Annotated in this window: 15 protein-coding genes; 14 read left to right on the top strand and 1 reads right to left on the bottom strand. The window is 39.1% G+C overall.

Going from position 1 to position 20,609, the window contains the following annotated elements; translation table 11 throughout:
- Positions 1 to 91 precede the first annotated feature (91 nt).
- The 9 genes from hppD to MR041_RS03275 all read left to right on the top strand — a co-directional run bounded on the left by hppD (position 92) and on the right by MR041_RS03275 (position 11,810).
- Positions 92 to 1,252, top strand: a complete 1,161-nt coding sequence (gene hppD, locus MR041_RS03315) for a 4-hydroxyphenylpyruvate dioxygenase (protein WP_242092161.1) — start codon at positions 92 to 94, stop codon at positions 1,250 to 1,252.
- 131 nt (positions 1,253 to 1,383) lie between these two features.
- Positions 1,384 to 2,190 (top strand): DUF3108 domain-containing protein, encoded by an 807-nt coding sequence (locus tag MR041_RS03310; RefSeq protein ID WP_242092160.1) that lies wholly within the window; start codon positions 1,384 to 1,386, stop codon positions 2,188 to 2,190.
- A gap of 3 nt (positions 2,191 to 2,193) precedes the next feature.
- A complete protein-coding gene (locus tag MR041_RS03305; RefSeq protein WP_242092159.1) occupies positions 2,194 to 3,114 on the top strand; it encodes a tryptophan 2,3-dioxygenase family protein in 921 nt (306 codons plus the stop codon).
- The gene (locus tag MR041_RS03300; protein ID WP_242092158.1) at positions 3,072 to 4,391 is read left to right on the top strand and encodes a M23 family metallopeptidase; all 1,320 of its coding nucleotides are present in this window, start codon (positions 3,072 to 3,074) and stop codon (positions 4,389 to 4,391) included. The genes MR041_RS03305 and MR041_RS03300 overlap by 43 nt, the downstream gene beginning before the upstream one ends.
- 1 nt (position 4,392) lies before the next feature.
- A complete protein-coding gene (gene pgi / locus MR041_RS03295) occupies positions 4,393 to 6,012 on the top strand; it encodes a glucose-6-phosphate isomerase (protein ID WP_242092157.1) in 1,620 nt (539 codons plus the stop codon).
- 159 nt (positions 6,013 to 6,171) lie between these two features.
- Positions 6,172 to 8,706, top strand: a complete 2,535-nt coding sequence (locus tag MR041_RS03290; RefSeq protein ID WP_242092156.1) for a TonB-dependent receptor — start codon at positions 6,172 to 6,174, stop codon at positions 8,704 to 8,706.
- A 12-nt stretch (positions 8,707 to 8,718) separates the two neighbouring features.
- Positions 8,719 to 9,834, top strand: a complete 1,116-nt coding sequence (locus MR041_RS03285) for a hypothetical protein (protein WP_242092155.1) — start codon at positions 8,719 to 8,721, stop codon at positions 9,832 to 9,834.
- A 99-nt stretch (positions 9,835 to 9,933) separates the two neighbouring features.
- Positions 9,934 to 11,292, top strand: coding sequence for an endonuclease (locus MR041_RS03280; protein ID WP_242092154.1), 1,359 nt, complete (start codon positions 9,934 to 9,936; stop codon positions 11,290 to 11,292).
- Positions 11,293 to 11,369: 77 nt separating this feature from the next.
- On the top strand, positions 11,370 to 11,810 hold the full coding sequence (locus MR041_RS03275; RefSeq protein WP_242092153.1) for a hypothetical protein: 441 nt from the start codon (positions 11,370 to 11,372) through the stop codon (positions 11,808 to 11,810).
- A gap of 53 nt (positions 11,811 to 11,863) precedes the next feature.
- On the opposite strand, the gene MR041_RS03270 is transcribed toward MR041_RS03275, so the two are convergent.
- The gene (locus tag MR041_RS03270) at positions 11,864 to 12,913 is read right to left on the bottom strand and encodes an endonuclease/exonuclease/phosphatase family protein (protein WP_242092152.1); all 1,050 of its coding nucleotides are present in this window, start codon (positions 12,911 to 12,913) and stop codon (positions 11,864 to 11,866) included.
- A 158-nt stretch (positions 12,914 to 13,071) separates the two neighbouring features.
- Here MR041_RS03270 and MR041_RS03265 point away from each other — a divergent pair, with 158 nt between their 5' ends.
- The 5 genes from MR041_RS03265 (at position 13,072) to MR041_RS03245 (ending at position 20,546) form a co-directional block, all read left to right on the top strand.
- Positions 13,072 to 15,825, top strand: coding sequence for a carboxypeptidase regulatory-like domain-containing protein (locus tag MR041_RS03265; RefSeq protein ID WP_242092151.1), 2,754 nt, complete (start codon positions 13,072 to 13,074; stop codon positions 15,823 to 15,825).
- A 15-nt stretch (positions 15,826 to 15,840) separates the two neighbouring features.
- A complete protein-coding gene (locus MR041_RS03260; protein ID WP_242092150.1) occupies positions 15,841 to 17,295 on the top strand; it encodes a DUF5689 domain-containing protein in 1,455 nt (484 codons plus the stop codon).
- 114 nt (positions 17,296 to 17,409) lie between these two features.
- On the top strand, positions 17,410 to 18,915 hold the full coding sequence (locus MR041_RS03255) for a M12 family metallopeptidase (protein ID WP_242092149.1): 1,506 nt from the start codon (positions 17,410 to 17,412) through the stop codon (positions 18,913 to 18,915).
- A gap of 11 nt (positions 18,916 to 18,926) precedes the next feature.
- The gene (locus MR041_RS03250) at positions 18,927 to 19,481 is read left to right on the top strand and encodes a DUF4377 domain-containing protein (RefSeq protein WP_242092148.1); all 555 of its coding nucleotides are present in this window, start codon (positions 18,927 to 18,929) and stop codon (positions 19,479 to 19,481) included.
- Between the two features lie 516 nt (positions 19,482 to 19,997).
- A complete protein-coding gene (locus MR041_RS03245; protein ID WP_242092147.1) occupies positions 19,998 to 20,546 on the top strand; it encodes a hypothetical protein in 549 nt (182 codons plus the stop codon).
- Positions 20,547 to 20,609: the final 63 nt, after the last annotated feature.

The raw sequence follows: 20,609 nt of genomic DNA, 5'->3' as shown, positions 1-20,609 counted from the left end.
ATCATTTCGGTTATACCAGGAATTCACGAAATAAAAAATGAATATAAAATAAAACGATCCCATTTTGGTGGGAAGGATAAAACAGCATACCATGAGCAAAGAGATAAAATCAGTAAACTACGGATTGGAGAAAATATTTGAAGGGGCACAGGACTTCTTGCCGCTTCTCGGAACGGATTATGTGGAGTTCTATGTCGGTAATGCCAAACAGGCAGCACATTATTATAAAACGGCATTTGGATTTCAATCCTATGCCTATAAAGGCTTGGAGACAGGATCGAAGGAGACGGTAAGCTATGTTCTGAAACAGGACAAGATCCGCTTGGTACTTACAACACCCTTAAGCAGCAAGTCGTCCATAAACGACCATATCGTGAAACATGGCGATGGTGTAAAAGTCATTGCGCTTTGGGTTGAGGATGCCCGTAAGGCCTATACGGAAACGACCAGTCGCGGTGCCAAGTCCTATATGGAGCCCACCGTGGAACGGGATGAACACGGTGAGGTGGTCAGGGCCGGAATTTATACCTATGGAGAAACCGTTCATATGTTCGTTGAACGGAAAAATTACAAGGGGGCCTTTTTACCCGGTTTCGTCGCGTGGAAAAGCGATTACAATCCTACTCCGGTAGGTTTGAAATATATAGATCACATGGTGGGAAATGTTGGATGGGGCCAAATGAATACCTGGGTAAAATGGTATGAGGATGTGATGGGGTTTGAAAATTTCCTGTCGTTCGACGATAAGCAAATTCATACCGAATACTCTGCGCTTATGAGTAAGGTAATGAGCAATGGTAACGGACGCATCAAATTTCCGATCAACGAACCGGCCGAAGGTAAGAAGAAATCGCAGATAGAGGAATATCTCGATTTTTATGAAGGTCCCGGTGTGCAGCACATTGCAGTGGCCACAGACGATATTATAAGTACCGTGAGTCAACTCAGATCAAGAGGTGTTGAGTTTTTGTCTACACCGCCTGAAGCCTATTATAAAGCGGTTCCCGGACGATTGGAGGCCCATAGCCACCAGTTGCGTGAAAATATTGAAACCCTGAAATCATTGGGCATAATGATCGATGCCGACGATGAAGGCTATTTACTTCAAATATTCACCAAACCGGTTGAAGACAGACCAACCCTGTTCTTTGAGATTATTCAACGTATGGGGGCCAGAGGATTCGGTGCCGGTAACTTTAAGGCGCTTTTCGAGTCCATTGAAAGAGAGCAGGCCAAGCGGGGTACACTATAAACTTGAAATCATTAGGACATAAAACTTCATCAATTAATTTTGATGGAGTTTTATTGTTTTAATACTTTTGGAACAGAAATTGTAATTTTTGTTCTGAACAGGGACAGAAGATGTGCAATTCTGTAAAAACTATGAAGAAGAAACTAGTCATACTCTTATTGGTGTTTGTTGCTCAGATAGGGATGGCCCAGACGCAATTCATGAAGGCCAAAACTGAAGAATCGGCCTTTGGCGGTGGCGAATGGTTTAAATTTAAGATGAGCTACTCTGGTTTTTTGAAGGCCGGAAATGCCACGCTTACGGTTAAGGAATCCCTTTATGATGGCAAGGACGTGTATCACGTAACAGGTAAGGGATGGACCACCGGAATGATCAAGTGGTTTTTTAAGGTAAGGGATCGTTATGAAAGTTATTTCGACAGGTATACCATAAGACCCTATTTCTTTATAAGAAATATAGATGAAGGAGGGCATACCAAGGATATCGAGATTGAGTTTGACCAGGAAAACAATAAGGCTTTTGTCAACGATAAAAAACACAATAAAAAATCCGTTTTCGATACCAAACCCAATATTCAGGATATGGTATCGACCTTCTACTACCTTCGAAACAACCTGGATACCGAAAAGTTAAAAAAAGGAGATGAAGTTAGAGTGGACATGTTTTTTGACGAGGAAAATTATGGCTTCAAATTGAGGTATTTAGGAGAAGACGAAATTAATACGGATTTCGGAACGGTCGAGGCTTTGAAATTCAGACCCTATGTCATGGCGGGACGCGTATTTAAAGAGGAGGAAAGTCTGACGCTTTGGGTTTCAAAAGATAAAAATAAAGTACCTTTGCGCATTAAGGCCGATCTGGCAGTGGGATCGCTCAGAGCCGATTTGGAGGCTTTTAAAGGCTTAAAGCATCCTTTTAAAATTGTTGTTAAAAGATAATTCATGCTTAAAAAGGGGATTACGGACGCACTCGAAGAAAAATATAAAAGTTTAGGTCAGGATCTCGACACGCATCTCGACGGACTTCTGCACAGTAAACCCATGAACTATTGGGATTATATTCAAACGGATGTGTTGTTAAATCTTCAGGTAACCAGAACCTCCCTTCCCGACGAGAAGGTGTTTATTATGTACCACCAGGTTACCGAATTACTCTTTAAAATGATTTTAAGCGAAATAGAACAGGTGGCTAAGCATCCTGAGCTCACAGCTTCTGTTTTTGCCGATAAAATAATGCGAGTAAGCCGGTATTTTGATGTGCTTACCTCCTCTTTCAGTATCATGAAAGATGGTATGGATGTAGCACAATACAATAAGTTCAGAACCACATTGACTCCGGCAAGCGGATTTCAAAGTGCACAATACAGAAAAATCGAGTTTGCCTCCACCGAACTCATTAATTTGATAGACAAGCGTTTTCGAGATACCATCGATCGAAATTCGTCCTACGAGAATGCTTTCGAACACCTGTATTGGCAGGCGGCTGGCAAAGATTACAAAACGGGGAAGAAGTCCTATACTTTAACAGTTTTTGAAGAACGATATAAGGACGAATTTATTAGATTTACCAAATTTTATAACAGAAACAATCTGTGGACCAAATTTAAAGGGTTACCTTCCGAAGTAAGGGCAGATAAGGCTTTAGTTAAGGCCATGCGACATTACGATTATACGGTAAACATTAAATGGGTCATGGCACATTATCATACCGCAAATCACTATTTAAACATAGGCGGAAAAACAGCCGAGGCGACCGGGGGTAGTGAATGGGTAAAATACATGCATCCAAAATATCAAAAGCGAATATTCTTTCCGGAATTATGGACAAAAAAAGAACTAAAAGATTGGGGAACAAATATTTAATTTTAGCAGTCATCGGTATTATCGTATTCAACTGCAAAAACGATGAGCAAAAATCAGAAGTTAAGGAAGAGATAGCAAAAGTAGAACCGCCCAGGGAGGTATTCGAATTTGGTTTTAAATTGAACGACTACATCGTTAAGCGGGATACCATCAGAAAAGGGGATAGTTTTGGGCAGATTTTGGAACGCAATAAAATCGGATATCCTAAAATTTTTCATATCGCCGAAAAGGCAAAGGACACCTTCGATATCAGAAGGTTACAGATAGGCAAACCCTATACCTTATTGTTTTCTAAAGACTCTTTGCAACTGCCCGAACTGTTTATCTATCAGCCATCCAAAGAAGACTACGTGGTGATTCATTTTAAAGATACCATTCATGCCTACAAAAGGAAAAAACCCATTACCTATGTTGAAAAAACCTTGACCGGAGTTATTACCAGCAGTATTTCGGAGACCTTGGATGCGCAGGGCATCAGTCCGGTATTGACCAATAAGTTGGCAGATGAAATTTATGCCTGGACGATCGATTTTAACAGGTTGCAGAAAGGCGATCGCTTTAAGGTCATTTATACAGATAAATATATTGACGATACCATTTATGGTGGCGTTCATGATGTAAAGGCAGCCTACTTCGAACATAATAATGAACCGTTCTATGCATTTCGCTTTACGACCGATTCCGTAAAGGGGATTGTCGATTATTTCAGTGAGGAGGCCAAAAACCTGCGCCGTGCCTTTTTAAAATCGCCAATAGCGTTTGGCAGGATATCATCGCGTTACAATCTAAAACGGCGCATTGCCTACTATGGGTATAAAGTGCGTCCGCACAAGGGAACCGACTTTGCGGCACCGGTGGGAACACCGATCCGGGCGACAGCCAATGGTACCGTAACCGAGTCGACCCGTAGAGGAGGGAATGGCAATTATGTAAAAATCAGACATAATGCCACCTATGAGACCCAGTACCTGCACATGAGCAGGCGTAAGGCGAAAGTGGGACAGTTTGTCAAACAAGGCGATGTCATCGGTCTGGTAGGCATGACCGGTAATACCGGAGGCCCCCATGTCTGTTACCGGTTTTGGAAAAATGGCAGACAGGTCGATCCCTTCAGGGAGAAATTGCCGGAAGCCAAACCTATGGCAGAGGAACTAAAAGAAAAATATTTAGAGTTCATTAAACCGGTTAAATACCAACTGGATAATATATTTTTCGAACCTGAAAGGCCCACTGAAGAGGAATTGGGAAAACCTACAATTAAACAAGCAGCATCATAATATGGCACTACCTGGAATCAACCCGACAAGCACACAGGCATGGAAAAAACTGAAAGCGCATTATGAGACGGTTTCGAATGTTCATATGAAAGATCTGTTTCTTAAAGATAAACACAGAGCTGATCATTTGGCGATCCAGTGGGAAGACTTTTATGTTGACTATTCAAAAAACAGGATCACCGAGGAGACGCTGCAATTGCTTTTGGACTTAGTCGAGGAAGTGCAACTAAAGGACGCTGTTGCCAGTCAGTTCTCCGGTGAAAAAATAAACCGAACAGAAGGACGTGCGGTATTGCATGCCGCACTGAGAGCAGCCAGATCAGATGCCTTTTATGTTGATGGCGTCAATGTGATTCCGGAAGTTTATGAGGTCAGGGAGAAGATCAGGAACTTTACAAACCAGGTTGTAAGTGGGGCCTTAAAAGGGTATACTGGAAAAGCATTTACCGATGTGGTCAATATAGGAATTGGCGGTTCGGATCTTGGTCCTGCAATGGTCGTAGACGCCCTACACTATTATAAAAACCATTTGACCACGCATTTCGTGAGTAATGTAGATGGCGATCATGTCAATGAGGTCATCAAGGCACTTAATCCGGAAACCACATTATTTGTAGTGGTGTCCAAAACCTTTACTACCCAGGAAACCCTGTCTAATGCAACAACCATAAAACAGTGGTTTTTAAACACGGCAACACAGGAGGATATCGCCAAGCACTTTGTAGCTGTGTCCACAAATCTGGAGGCCGTTAAAGGCTTTGGTATCGACGAGGCTAATGTGTTTCCCATGTGGAACTGGGTAGGCGGTCGGTTTTCATTATGGAGTGCAGTGGGGTTAACCATAAGTTTGGCCCTGGGATACGATCATTTCGAGGGTCTGCTGCGAGGGGCCAATGCCATGGACACCCATTTTAAGAATACACCGTTTCAAAAAAACATTCCGGTTGTACTGGCACTGATCAGTGTCTGGTACAACAATTTCTTTAAGGCTGAAAGCGAAGCCATTATCCCTTATACGCAATACCTCAATCAGTTTGCAACCTATTTGCAGCAGGGTATCATGGAAAGCAACGGTAAAAGTGTTGACAGGAACGGTAATCCAATAGACTATCAGACAGGCACCATTATTTGGGGCGAACCGGGAACGAATGCACAACATGCCTTTTTCCAGTTGATTCATCAGGGAACGAAATTGATCCCTGCCGATTTCATTGGGTTTGTCAATTCCCTGCATGGGAATCAGGACCATCAGGATAAATTGATATCCAACTTTCTGGCACAGACCGAAGCCCTGTTAAACGGTAAATCTGAGGCGGAGGTTATCGCTGAAGGCACGAAGCAGGACATCATTCCGTTTAAGGTTTTTGAAGGGAATAAACCCACCAACACCATCTTTATAGACCAACTGACCCCGGAAAGTTTAGGAAAGCTCATTGCCATGTATGAACATAAAATATTTGTTCAGGGCATTATATGGAATATTTACAGTTACGACCAGTTTGGTGTGGAGCTCGGAAAGCAATTGGCAACGAAAATTTTACAGGAATTTAACAGTACCATTGTTAATAAACACGATCCTTCAACATTCAATTTATTGAATCATTATAAAAAAGGCTCTTAAAATAAGATAATACCAAATATTTAGGGCTAAAAAACTATTAACATCAAAAATGTTAATAGTTTTTTTAGTTATTAACAAATGTTAAATTTGTTAACATTTAAATAATGATAATCAGGTCATTATCCTTATTTTTGCAGTGACTAATTCAAATAATTAATTATGAAAAAAACGACGCAATTTTTATTGGTGGCTGTGGCATTTCTATGCACTACGGTCATGATGGCGCAAAGCACGATTTCCGGTACAATAGTAGAACAGGGAACGGACTTACCGCTTTTAGGGGCTAATATTATCGAAAAAGGTACATCCAATGGTGTTACCGCTGATTTCGATGGGAACTTTACCCTTCAAACAAAAAGTTCTTCAGGGGAAATTATTATTACCTATGTTGGTTATACAACTAAAACACTTTCTTTTTCCGGGGATGCTGACTTAGGAAACGTTGAACTGGAATCCAGTCAAATAGGCTTGGAGGAAGTTCAAATTATAGCTTCCGTTGCGGTGGATAGGAAGACACCTGTTGCGGTATCAACAATAAAATCTGAAGATATTTCTTTAAAATTAAGTACTCAGGAGTTTCCTGAAATTTTAAAATCCACACCGGGTGTTTATGCAACCAGAGCTGGTGGAGGTTATGGTGATGGAAGAATAAACTTGAGAGGATTTGATTCAGAAAATGTGGCTGTAATGATAAACGGGGTTCCGGTAAACGATATGGAAAACGGGCGTGTGTATTGGTCCAACTGGGCCGGTCTCGGCGATGTTACTTCCTCCATGCAGGTCCAAAGGGGATTAGGAGCCTCTAAGGTTGCTGTGCCCTCGGTTGGAGGTACCATTAATATTATAACTAAAAGTACCGATGCCGAAAAGGGGGGAAATGTATTTTCCTCTATTGCTAATGATGGGTATTTAAAATATGGAATGACCTATTCAACGGGTTTAACAGATAAGGGTTTTGCCGCTACGGTTTCTGCTTCGAAAATCTCAGGGAATGGCTTTGTAGATGGCACTGAGTTTTTTGGATATAACTATTTTATTAGTTTGTCACAACAACTGAGCGACAATCATCGATTGTCTTTTACGGCATTTGGTGCACAACAGGAACATGGACAACGTTTCAATCGCTCAACGATTGCTGAGTTGCAAGACACGGACTCTGGTCCACAAAAGGCGAATAAGGATTGGGGTTATAAGAATGGGGAAATTTATCATCAATCCTATAATTTTTATCATAAGCCGCAAATGTCTATCAATCATTTATGGAATATTAATGATCATTCCGCGCTTTCTACTGCATTCTATGCTTCATTTGGTTCAGGTGGAGGAAGAAGAGATGAAGGTTCAAAAATTGGATCGGCAGAATATAGGATAGGTGGAACGGGATTGCAACCTATTGATTTCGACAGAATTGTTGAAGAAAACAAAGCCAATGGAGTTGCCGGATCTTCGGACATCATTTCTTCATCCAGAAACTCACATGAGTGGTATGGAATTTTATCATCATATAAAAATACCATTAACGATAACCTGGTTATCTCTGGAGGCCTTGATGCTCGCTATTATATAGGCTCCCACTGGTATGAGGTTGATGATTTACTCGGGGGAGATTTCTTTTTGGATAATGAAACAGACACCTTCGCCTTTGGTAAACCATTAAGAGTAGGTGATAAATACAATAAGGATTATGACGGTATTGTGAACAGATATGGTGTTTTTGGACAAGCGGAATATCAGGTTAATGACTATTTAAATTTATTTATGGCCGGAGATATCTCGAATACCAATTACAAGCAGAAGGAATTCATGAATAATGAGATTACAGGAACCAGGTCATCAGTTGGTGTTGACTTTTTTGGCTTCAGTATTAAAGGTGGGGGTAATTACAATTTAGATGTTAATAACAATATATTTGTGAATATCGGGTATTTTTCAAAAGCGCCATTCCTGGACTCCGTATTTTTAGATGAAGATGGAATTGAACCTAATCAAGATGCCGAAAATGAAAAGGTGTTTAGTGCTGAACTGGGTTATGGTTTCAGAGGAGAAAAATTAAGTGCAAATGTTAACATTTATCATACGAAATGGTTAGATAAAACATATTCCGGGTTTATACCTACAGGAGATGAACCAGTATTCTATAACTTATTGGGTATTGATGCTTTACATCAAGGTATTGAAGTGGATTTTAGGTTTAAAGCAACAGATTATTTAACTTTAACAGGTATGGCTTCCTTAGGGGATTGGAAATGGAAAAGTAATGTATCGGCATCCGTAAGAGACCAAGAGGGAGATGAAGTAGATTTTATCGAGGTTTATGCCAAAGATTTAAAAGTTGGTGATGCAGCTCAGACTACATTTGCTTTGGGTGCAGATTATAAATTGGCGACCAGGTCCAACATCTATATCGACTATAATTTTGCAGGAGATAATTATTCATCCTATGATGTTACGAACAGAGGAAGTGCTGATTTACCGGATGTATGGAAACTCCCTGATTTTGGATTATTCGATGTAGGATTGAGACACACCTTTGAAATGGGAGCATTTGAAGCCACTTTAAATGGAAAAATTAATAACGTGTTTAACACTGAATACATCTCTGATGCCAATGATGTAGATGGAACTTCAGCGACCGCCTTAGTATATTACGGTCCTGGTAGAACATACAGTGTAGGATTAAGACTTGAATTTTAAAAAAAGATGAAAATGAAAAAATTAGTTTATTTAGTTATCCTTTTATTAGGATTAGTTTTTACAGGATGTAATCCTCTTGAGGATATTCATGATGACATTAACGCCAATAAAACCTTAACTGTTTCGGGTGATGTCGTATTGACGCTGTCAGATGATGACTATGAAGATTTAGGTTTAAACTATGGTAATTTTGATACAGAAGAAGATGCCAAATCTATGCTACCAGGTTTTCTTTCTGAGAAGTATCCTGCATTAGGCGAAGGATCTTCCGCATTGGTTACTTATAAGTTGTATGCACCGGTTGATACCTATAGTGAGGATGTCTATGAATTATCTGATGCAGAACATAATGCCATAACCGGAAAAACATATGGTAATTTTGATAGAGATTATCACGTCTTCGATTATTTAGAGGCGAATTACCCGTCACCCAGTGAAGGTGATTTTGTGTCTTTAAGATATCGTTATTACGCTGGAGGAGAGAGTACCTTAACGGATGGTTTCGCTTATGAAAATGATAACTGGGAAAGAATAGTCGGTTTTACAGAAGACGAATATAATGAAATGGGAGAAAGTTTTCCTAATTTCTCAAGTCATGATGAAGCTGCAGCAAAGATGCCTATTAAGTTGTTGGATGTCTATAAATATGACCCAAGAGAAGCTGGGGATGTTGTTAGAGCCATGTATGAACTGTATCGGGGAGGTGGTGTAACCAGAAGTTATACGAGTAATTTTGTTTTTGATGGAACCTCTTTTTCCGTATATGAAAATGAAGCAAATCTTACCTTGCAGTTTGGACATGACGGTACGGCGTGGGTTCCAGATAACACTATTAAATATACATTGGCTACGTCGGATTATGCGTTGATCGTTGAGTCTTTAAAAGATAAATATCCCGCCGCAACAACGAGTATGGATAATTATGGTAATTTTGAGAGAAGACCGGGTAATGCTGCCGAGTGGACTGACAGTATGATTGCCGAAGCTCTAGGGTTTGTTTTGGATAATTTGGATCCTAATGCTGCAGAAGGTCAAAAGTACGTAGTCACTTTCGATATATACAATGGTTCCAGTGGAACTGAAAGCCTAGGCGTTATCAAAACAGACGGTGTTTGGGTACTTCAATAGAAATAATTAACAGGTAATAGATACCTTAATTCAAATATCCCCAAAATGGTGTTAGGCCTTTTGGGGATATTTTATCTTTAAAAATTTTACATTTAGGTTATGAAAAAGTTGATATGGTCTATTTTAATCGTACTGTTGTATTGTAACTGCAGTTCAGGAGGCGATGATGCTTCCAATCCTGATCCGAACCCCACTCCAACGGATGATGGGAAACCGGTTGCCGTAAACGATACTGCCACTACTGTGGAAGACACAGAACTTGAGCTGAATAACCTATTGAATAATGATACTGTAGTGGATAATGCCCGGATCGATAGCTTTGATGCAACGACCTCAGAAGGTGGTACCGTAACCGATGAACGCACCCATTATCTGTATACGCCAAAAGCGGGTTTTGTCGGTGAAGACACCTTTACCTACACCCTTTGCGATGACGATACACCTAAGAATTGTTCCACTGGCACGGTAACCATCACCGTTACGGATGAAGGCAATCCTGTTGCTGAAGACGATGTGGTGAATGTCCTTGAAAACAGTACGCGGATTTTAGATAAAGTTTTGGTTAATGATACACTTATTGATGACGCTCAGGTGACTGCTGTTGATGACAGCGCCACACAGGGAACTGTTGTTTTGAATAGCGATAGCACCATAAGTTACACGGCCCCTAATGGCTTTATCGGACAGGATAGTTTTAGCTATACCATTTGCGACGACGACGAGCCCTCCAATTCTTGCGATACCGCAGTGGTCACTGTTAACGTCGTTACCTCAATACCCTTTAACATCCCATCGGAGTTGGTTGCCTATTACAGTGGTGTTATTTTTTCTGAAGCATCGGATCTAATGTTCGATGAACTCAGTGGGCATACCACATCCAACCACACGACCATTTTATCCTACGGTCAGCGGCATGAACACCTGTATAATGCGGATGAGGACCTGAACAATGCGGATAATGTGATATTGATGTACTCCGGAGAAAGCCGGTATTGGGAGGAATATACCTCTGGTACGAACCCCTATTCACCGCAGACTTTTAATACAGAACACATATATCCGCAATCCTTGCTTGAGGCTACAGATGCTGTAACCGATCTGCATCACCTCAGGGTCTGTGATGCCGATGTGAACAGCGCAAGGCTCAATTATCCCTTTGCTGATGGCAGTGGCACCTACAAACTCGAAGGGGAGACCTGGTATCCCGGGGATGACTGGAAGGGTGACGTCGCCCGAATGGTCATGTATCTCAACATTCGATATGGGGAGACCTTTGACAAGGTGGGCACCATAGAACTCTTTATCAAATGGAATATTGAAGACCCCGTGTCCCCGTTTGAGGAGCAGAGAAATTCGGTGATCTATGCAGCACAGGGGAACAGGAACCCATTTATTGACAACCCCTATCTTGCTACCCTGATCTGGGGCGGTAACGATGCTGAAAATAAATGGGAGTAAGAGGCGGATCACCTGACAGGAGGTCGGATGTTATGGCTTTTATTGTTACATTTGCTAAAATAAAATAAACGAAAAGTATGTTTTACGAAACCGTTCTCAGTTTACATTCCTATTGGGCCTATTTGGTATTATTCATATTAATTCTCAGCACCGGAAATGCCGTGTTCAAATTGGTTTCGGATATGGAATATGGTGCAAAGGATTTTAGAATATCGCTGTTTACCTTAATCGTGTCGCATATCCAGTTATTAATTGGATTACTGCTCTATTTCGTATCCCCCCGATTTGAGGTCTGGAGTGCCTTGGGAGGCGGTGTAATGGGCGATGCTGTGGCCCGCTTGTATCTCGTGGAGCATCCCTCGGTCAATATCATTGCCGTGGTATTAATAACCATAGGCTATTCGAAGCATAAGAGGAGACTGACCTCGGGGGCAAAGTTCAAGAACCTTGCTATTTTCTACGCTATTGCACTCATACTGCTGCTGTCAAGGATCCCATGGGATACCTGGTGGAATTAGAGCTTTGCGGAAAGGAGACTTTCAACGTTCCATGGTGGAGGTGATGGTCTTAATCACCGCGCTTCCTTGATGAGGTAAATATATACGGGGAAGTGATCGCTAAACCCACCGGTAAAACGGCCATTTGAAAAACTTCGAAAGGGATAACCTTTATACCGTCCTTTTTGGTTGATGACATAATCTTTATTGAATATCCCGGCTTTATAAAACCGAAATGAGCTGTAATCATTCCCTAATAAGGGTTTTGTAATCAATATTTGGTCAAATAAACTCCATTTATCGCGATAAGCAGTGGTCCCCAAGCCGCGTTTAAAGAAATTTTCAAAAGGGTTATAAATGCCCTTAAAACCAACCTCTTTTTTATGTCTTTTGGATTTTAAAATAGTTTTGAAACTGTCATTACAGGGGTCATCGTTGAAATCACCCATAATAACTATTTTGGCATTTGGGTTTTTACTTTGTAAGGAATCTATAATATGTTTATTGAGTTTTGCGGCAGCTAAGCGTTTATATCTGCTTCGGTCTTCTCCTCCTCTTCTGGAGGGCCAATGGTTGACGATGATGTGGATTTGTTCATTAGTTAGCAGTCCACTTACCAAAAGTTGGTCTCGGGTATAATCGTGTTTTGCATGGGAAACATCGAAAAGTTTTAGTTCATGACGGCTGGAATGGGTGGGTGTAAATAATTTTTTCTGGTAAAGCAAGGCGACATCTATTCCACGGACATCGGGGGAATTAAAATGAATGATGCCAAAATCTTTATCCACTAATTCCGGTTGATTCACTAAGGTTTCCAAAACCATAACGTTTTCAATTTCAGCTACGCCCAAAAGGGATGGACCATGTTGTGTAAATTGAGAACCCATATCGGCTATGACCTTCGCCATATTGGTTATTTTCTTTCTATAAACCTCGGATTTATTCGTTTTTATTTCCATTATGGGGCTGTACTCATCAAAAGTATTGGGATCATTTATTGTGTCAAATAGGTTCTCTAGATTATAAAAGCCTATGGTATGGATGATGTATTTTTTTTCCTGAGCATACGCATTTTGTAATAGCAGGGCCATTATTAAGAATACGGATACATGTAATTTATTCATTCGAACATATTTCATTACAATTAAGTGCAATTCAGAGGTATGAAATCCTAGAGCATAGCTATGTTTGTAGTCATTAACGTAACCTGTTTAGTATTATTTCAACGAGATATTTAAAGATAAAACTTACAATACTTGGTGTCATCTTATTCGACAATCTGATGGGATTTGCACAATTCACAATTGTCAAAGGGAGTGTAAAGGAAGCATTTACCTTCAAACCAGTTGCTAATACCATGGTTTCAGTTGAAGGAACTGAACATTTCACATATACCGATACCTTAGGGCAATTCGAATTCAACTGGAATATAGGTTTCGGTGAACACATTCTAAAAATTTCCAAAGAAGGATATTTGACCAGGACATATCCTATACTGGTTAATGAAGGTCAAACCGTTAATATTGCAGATATGACATTAGACATCGATGTGACTTCCCTTGATTTATATACAACACCCCTCTCGGATCAAGAACTTAATGAAGTCGCAGGAGATATGAATACAGTATCCGGTTTACTCACATCTACTCTGGATATTTTTCAAAGAACAGTGGCTTTTCAATTTAGCCCCTCCTTTTACAGGGCCAGAGGCTTGGATTCTGAATTTGGATCGATTTTTATTAATGGTATCGAGATGAATAAGGTATATGATCACAGACCACAATGGAGTAACTGGGGTGGCTTGAATGATGTTATGGCCAATCAAGAGCTTTCGTGGAGAATATCACCCTCATCTTATGGGTTTGGTGGTGTTTTGAGAACCACAAATATCAATCTCACAGCATCACAAATTAGAAAGGGAAGTCGGTTAACCTACTCATTTTCCAACAGAAGCTATAAGAATCGCTTTATGACAAGTTATGCTTCCGGGGTATTAAAAAATAACTGGGCATTTGCTTTATCAATGGGAAGACGATGGGGGAATGAAGGCTTTACAGAAGGTACACCCTATGAATCACATTCTTTTCTTGCCTCTGTTGAAAAAAAAATTTCAAATAGACACAGGATTAACGTTGTATCGGTTTATAGCCCAAATAAACGGGGTAAGTCTTCTCCAAAAACAGAAGAAGTTTTCAATTTAAAAGGAATCAGGTACAATGAATATTGGGGATGGCAAAATGGGAAAAAGCGAAACTCAAGGATGAAGCACATCGAAGAACCCTTTTTTATTTTTAGCCATTATTGGGATGTATCGGGAAAGACATCAATACATACGAATTTGGCCTATCAATTCGGAAAAAGGGGAGATAGCCGATTAGACTACGGTGGTTCTACATCAATTGAAGGTCTGTCAGAAGGCGGCGGAGCAAATCCCAGTCCGGCGTATTACCAAAAATTGCCCAGCTACTTTGAACGAAATTTTCCTGATGACTTAGGGTCTGCCTATTTAGCTCTAAAGGCGTTCAAAGATAAAGGACAAATTGATTGGAGCAGATTGTATGAAGCGAATACGAACGGTACTCATAATGGGCATAATGCTACTTATGTCTTGTATGAGGATCGTACAAATGATGAGCAATTTAGTTTTAATACGATATTAAATACAAAGATAAATGGAAACATCCTATTTGATGCCTCGGTTAGTTTCAAACAATTAAAATCCGAAAATTTTGCTTTGGTAATTGATCTTTTGGGGGCAGACACCTATTTAGATGTAAATCCCTTTTCCACCGGAATTTTTGAAGGTCAGAATGATTTGCTCAACCCGAACCGATTAGTAACAGAAGGAGATAAATTTAAGTACAACTTTATTTTATCCGCTCATGTTTTTAATGTCTTTTCACAGGTGGAATTTAGATACAAAACGGTCGATTTTTATCTGGCTGGAAGTGTAAGTGGCACGCAATACCTGAGAGAAGGATTATATCAAAATGGAGCATTTCCAGATACCTCATTTGGTAAGGGAGAGAAACAAAACTTTTTGGGCTTTGGAGCTAAAGGAGGTGTTACCTACAAATTAACGGGTAAACACCTTTTTGGTTTTAATCTAGCTTATGTCCATAAGGCACCTTCATTGCGTAATTCATACTCCAACCCCAGGCAGAATAATAATGTGGTTCCCAATATTATTGAGAAAAAGTTGGCTTCAATTGATGCTGCTTACCATTACAGATCACCAAATTTAAATGCAAAATTCACCGGCTATTATACAACTATTAAAGATGACAATGAGTTGGCTTTTTATTTTGCAGATGGCGTTGGGGGAGACAATGCTGTTTTCATTCAGGAAATATTGCAAGGTGTTAATAAGAATTATTTAGGCCTGGAATTTGGTCTGGAGGTATCAGTGAATCCTTCTGTTAAACTGCATACAGCGGCATCGATTGGTCAATTTACTTACAGCAACAATCCGAGTTTATTCTTAACAGCTGTACCGGATGAAAGCGCTGAAAATGCTGGATTCGTTGATGGTTTTAACGATTATGGACAATCATACTTAAAAAATTATAAGCTCGCCAATGGTCCCCAGCATGCGTATTCATTCGGTTTTGAATATCGTGATCCGAGGTATTGGTGGTTCAGTACTACTGTAAATTACTTTTCCGACATATATATCGATATCAATCCATTATTGAGAAGCTCAAATTTTATATCAGATTTTGATGGGATTCCTTTTAATGATTATGATGAAACTTTAGCGAAAGAGCTGCTTAAGCAGGAAAAATTTGATGATTATTTTGTCGTGAATTTTGCAGGTGGTAAATCCTGGAGACTAGGGAATACCTATTTGGGGCTGTTTGTGAGTATTAATAATGTATTGGATGAAATTTACAAAACAGGTGGTTTCGAACAGGGAAGAAATGCAAACTACAGACAATTAAGAGACGATAGGGCATTGGAAGTGCCTGTATTTGGTTCGAAATACTGGTTTGGCCAGGGTACCACCTATTTTGTAAATATGAATTATAGATTCTAATGTAACCGTACTATTATGGATTTTGTATTAGCAATGAATAATAGGAAGCATAAGCGCATAATAAGCTATTTCATTCTGATTTTTATGTGTTGGTCCTGCCTTCAGGATGATCGTTTTGCAGCACCTGATATTTCAATACAAAATCCAAATATCCCAATGGAGCAATTAACTTCCTTTAAAGCGGTGAAATCATTATATGAACAAGCCGTCAATGATGGCCAAGCGAGTGTTTTAATAGAGGACGACATATATATAGAGGGCTATGTGATTTCAACCGATAGAGCGGGTAACTTTTATAAGGAACTTATCATTCAGAACAAAACGGGTGATGGCAATCCCGATTCCGATCCAAGATTGGGATTCAAAATTGAAATTAATGATACAAGTCTCTCAGATATCTATCAATTTGGACAACGCGTATTCGTAAAATTAAAAGGACTTACCGTTGGAAAAGTAAATGGCGTTTTGGTTATTGGAAAAGGAGAAGGCGTAAAGGTAAAACAAATTCACGCTTCTGAATATCGAGATATTGTAATACGAACAAACGATGTGGTCAATATATTGCCAGTAACAGTTAGTTTGGATACCCTATCAGAAACCTTTGAAAACACGCTCATTGAAATGCATAATATGCAGTTAAACAGATTCGAACTTGGGGCAACTTTTGCCGGTGAATCTTTTGACGACTATGACGGTTACCGTTTGTTAGAAGGTTGCGATTCCGGTATTCAAATGGTTATGCAAACCAGTACGTTCTCAGATTTTAAAGCCCTGATGGTGCCTCAGGGTAAAGGAAGCATTACAGGAATTTACAGCCGCGATTATAGAGATCAATTTAACGTGCTGATTCCAAACAGTTCAGCAGATATTCATTTCGATAGTTCGGAGCGTTGTGATCCTTTAGAGTTTGGTTGTGGCACGGCAGCTGCACCAGGTACGGCAAATTTGTTTTTCGAAGATTTTGAATCACAAAAAAACAACAATCCCATTTCAGGGAATGGATGGACTAATTATATCGAGGAAGGATCGGAATCCTGGGAAGCTTGGACGTCCTCGTCTGCTAATGCCTCATTGGGGCGATCAGCAAGATTTCAATCAGCCAGTTCCGGAGATGTCAGTAACATAGCCTGGTTAATAACACCACCGATTAATCTGGATCTGCACCCTGGTACTACACTTCGATTTAAAACCTCCAATAGTCAGGCGGATAGCAGTTATCTGGAAGTGTTATATGCATCCAATTGGGACGGTAATGAAGGAAGTGTTGTTAGTGCCGATTGGTTTATTCTAGGCGATGCCTATGTGGTTAAGGATTCCGATTCCTTTGTAGAATGGCTGCCTTCTGGGACTGTTGATCTATCTTGTATTTCAGGGACCATTCATATTGCTTTTAAATATACCGGTAGCGGAAGGGATGGGTTTGATGGTGTTTATGAACTGGATGATGTTTCAATCGACTATGTTGAATAAGCGACTAATGCATTTTTATATTTATGTTATGGGCAATTTATACCCTATGACGGTCGGAACGAACCGAAAAAAGACTAAAAACGGGAGTAGGTATAATGATTTAACCCTTTTAATATGAAACAAATAATTCTAAAATTATGTCTATGTGTCTTGGTTGTTTCCTGTACTAACGACCTTGATAATCCTAATCTAACTGAACCTAAACTGTCAAAGTTCGAGCAAGAAATTGCATTTCCAAACAGAACAGGTGAACAGAAATCTTTTGAGACGAAAGACGGAAAAACGTTTTATTACTTGGAAATTGACAATTTTAAAGTCTTCGAAGGAGACATATTAATATCTGAAGAACTAGTAAAACATTTGAAAAAAGAAGACACGACTGTTACCGACACCGATAAGAATATGCAGAACAAGGCAATTGCAGCCTTATCCAGACGGTGGACAAACAGTACGGTAAATTTCAATATTTCGCTTCCTCATCGGAGAGATGACATTTTGTGGGCAATTAACCATATTGAACTAAACACTAACATTAGATTTAATGAAACTGCAACAGGAAACTATATTGATTTTGTTACTTCAGATGGTTGTTCATCGTATATCGGTATGACTGGGGGCAGACAATTAATAAGATTAGCAGATGGCTGTATAAGGGGCTCAATAGTACATGAAATATGCCATGCATTGGGTGTTTTTCATGAACAAAGTAGACCTGATAGAGATGATCACATAATTATCCACTGGCAGAATATAATACCAGATGCAAAACCTAATTTTGAAACTGAACTGGCACATAATTATGGTAGTTTTAATTTTGGTTCTATAATGATGTATAGTTCTTGGGCTTTCAATCTCCCTGGTACTTCTTTACCAACAATAACTAAACTAGATGGATCTACATTTTCTACTCAAAGATCAGGACTGTCAAATACTGACATAAACGGTTTAACAGACATGTACCCAGGTCCAAACAAAATAAAGCCAATAAATGATCCTTATAATGATATACTAGATATTGGAGCCAATAATAATTCTGATGTTGTTTATCTAAAGAGAAGACGGTATTATGTTGATTTATACAAGAATAATGTAGTGATACAGAGCTATCGATCGAATGCTCCCACTTGTGTTGATATAACTTCCAGCGGTCAAATTCTAACAAATTTTTCAGGATATAATACAGGCATAAGGGGGTACACTACCATTGATATATCTGAAGGTGGAGGCAACATCTATTGTTTAGCTAATAATACTCGACAAACAAACCTTTATAAAAAAAATGGCAACAGTTGGTCTCTTATTGCTAGTAATATACAGGGTAAAAGAGTTACTGTGGATTTAGTAGGACGACCTTGGGTTTTACAAGATGGTGGAATTAGACTATATCAAGATAATGGCTCTTTTACTACTTTAGCCATGCCAGCTTATGCCAGTATAGATGATAGACTCGTTGACATTGGCTCTGCAGGAAACGAAATATATGTTTCCATGCGACATATAAGAAATGGAAGAAAACAACTTCTTAAATACAGCCACTATGCTAGCCAACTTATAAGACAGCCTGGAGAGGCAAACTTATTGGACGGTCATACTAGCGGAATAGTTTGGACAAACTTATAAAACTCACAAATATGAAAAAATTATTTTTATTTATCGTATCTATAGTTATACTATCTTGTAGTAATGATGAATCTGCTCAAGAAGCAATACTAAAAGTCAACCATTATAAGCTCACTGCAATAGGTTTAGATAAAACATTAGTATTAATGGTTCAAGAAAATGAAAATATTGGGACAGATAACTGGTCATATATATATGATGGTATTGATGGATTTGTTTATGAATTTGGGTTTGAATATCAATTAAAAGTTATAAAAAAATCTCTAAATAACCCACCAGCTGATGGTTCTTCTATTGTATATGAATTAATAGATATTATATCAAAGACACCAACTCAAGACGTGACACCTTTTACCTTAACATTAAGGAGCGTTTCGATGATCAATCCACCAAATTTTGTGTATGGGGATATTTTAAATGGTTTTACTCTGTTAGATGAAATTGATATTGATTGCAATGATTTATGTGAAAATCTATCAAACGCTTTAGCTAATGAAGACGAAGTAAAAGGGTTGTTTACACATGGTGAAAATTCATTAAAGCTAGAGGAAATAATTATAGAATAAAAAGCCCATAACAAAATATAAATTCAATGGCTTCAAAAGACAAGATTTTGTGGTCATTGTTTTTTTTGTAAACTTGTGGTTGTGGTGTAGGTTAATGCATATTTTCACGCCGATGGAATTTATACCAACCGTAACCCGAAGCGCTTGCTGTAATACTTAAGGGCATCGAACAAAAAATCCATGCCTGTGGCTTCCGGATTTTATGCTTATGTTTTCCCAGTTTTGTACCTATGTTTTCCTCATTTTATACGGAAGCAATTTTATTTCCTGCGCATGTTTTTTAAGCCCCGTAAACATTGGTGTTCCCAGGGGAATGTATGAACTGAATATTGTGACAACACATCTTCCTATTCATGGAAGATGCTTTGCATGGACATACTAGATTTTAATGTAGTATCTTTAGGATCTTATTCAACAAATTAGGTATTGGATAAAATTGGATACAAAATAGATATATCCAATAGTATAAATACCTATATTGGTAATGTATAAAGAGTTGTGCAAAATGTATTGAATATGGCCGATCAAAAAATAACCTGGAAATATATTTTAGCATGTTCGAGTGCTGTATTCTTTACCTGGATTATCCATGAATTTACGCATTGGATAACAAGTGAATCACTGGGATATGAATCCATTTTGAGACTCAACTCGGTATCCCCGGTGTCAGGACATAATTGGACTGATGTGCATAACGTTTACATTTCAGCTTCAGGGCCTTTAATCACTGTTATTCAGGCTGTAATTGTATTTGTAGTTCTTATGAAAAATAGCTGGAATAAGACCATTTATCCCTTCTTGTTCACCCCTTTATACATGAGATTACTTGCAGGAGGGATGAATTTCATCAATCCTAATGATGAAGGAAGAATCGGTAAATTCTTTGGAATAGGGGTTTTTACATTATCCATTCTTGTTAGTGTATTCTTATTTTTTCTGGTTTATAAGATATCAAAAACGTATAATTTAAATTGGAAGTTTAATACCTGGACAGCAATTATTATAATTTTCGTGAGTTCGGTCTTGATATTATCAGATCAGATCTTACATATTAGGATTCTCTAGGCGTGTATACGATTTAGGACATGGCCGTTGTTCTTTAGTAGTCGATTTGTTGTGATGAAGCCT

It is taken from the genome of Aestuariivivens sediminicola, from assembly GCF_022662015.1.
Lineage (GTDB): Bacteria > Bacteroidota > Bacteroidia > Flavobacteriales > Flavobacteriaceae > Aestuariivivens > Aestuariivivens sediminicola.
This window is presented reverse-complemented; position numbering and strand designations above follow the sequence as displayed.

Excerpts from the sequence above, each read along its gene's own strand:
- hppD (WP_242092161.1), top strand. The coding sequence starts at position 92 with ATGAGCAAAGAGATAAAATCAGTAAACTACGGATTGGAGAAAATATTT.
- MR041_RS03310 (WP_242092160.1), top strand. The coding sequence starts at position 1,384 with ATGAAGAAGAAACTAGTCATACTCTTATTGGTGTTTGTTGCTCAGATA.
- MR041_RS03305 (WP_242092159.1), top strand. The coding sequence starts at position 2,194 with ATGCTTAAAAAGGGGATTACGGACGCACTCGAAGAAAAATATAAAAGT.
- MR041_RS03300 (WP_242092158.1), top strand. The coding sequence starts at position 3,072 with ATGGACAAAAAAAGAACTAAAAGATTGGGGAACAAATATTTAATTTTA.
- pgi (WP_242092157.1), top strand. The coding sequence starts at position 4,393 with ATGGCACTACCTGGAATCAACCCGACAAGCACACAGGCATGGAAAAAA.
- MR041_RS03290 (WP_242092156.1), top strand. The coding sequence starts at position 6,172 with ATGAAAAAAACGACGCAATTTTTATTGGTGGCTGTGGCATTTCTATGC.
- MR041_RS03285 (WP_242092155.1), top strand. The coding sequence starts at position 8,719 with ATGAAAAAATTAGTTTATTTAGTTATCCTTTTATTAGGATTAGTTTTT.
- MR041_RS03280 (WP_242092154.1), top strand. The coding sequence starts at position 9,934 with ATGAAAAAGTTGATATGGTCTATTTTAATCGTACTGTTGTATTGTAAC.
- MR041_RS03275 (WP_242092153.1), top strand. The coding sequence starts at position 11,370 with ATGTTTTACGAAACCGTTCTCAGTTTACATTCCTATTGGGCCTATTTG.
- MR041_RS03270 (WP_242092152.1), bottom strand. The coding sequence starts at position 12,913 with ATGAATAAATTACATGTATCCGTATTCTTAATAATGGCCCTGCTATTA.
- MR041_RS03265 (WP_242092151.1), top strand. The coding sequence starts at position 13,072 with ATGGGATTTGCACAATTCACAATTGTCAAAGGGAGTGTAAAGGAAGCA.
- MR041_RS03260 (WP_242092150.1), top strand. The coding sequence starts at position 15,841 with ATGGATTTTGTATTAGCAATGAATAATAGGAAGCATAAGCGCATAATA.
- MR041_RS03255 (WP_242092149.1), top strand. The coding sequence starts at position 17,410 with ATGAAACAAATAATTCTAAAATTATGTCTATGTGTCTTGGTTGTTTCC.
- MR041_RS03250 (WP_242092148.1), top strand. The coding sequence starts at position 18,927 with ATGAAAAAATTATTTTTATTTATCGTATCTATAGTTATACTATCTTGT.
- MR041_RS03245 (WP_242092147.1), top strand. The coding sequence starts at position 19,998 with ATGGCCGATCAAAAAATAACCTGGAAATATATTTTAGCATGTTCGAGT.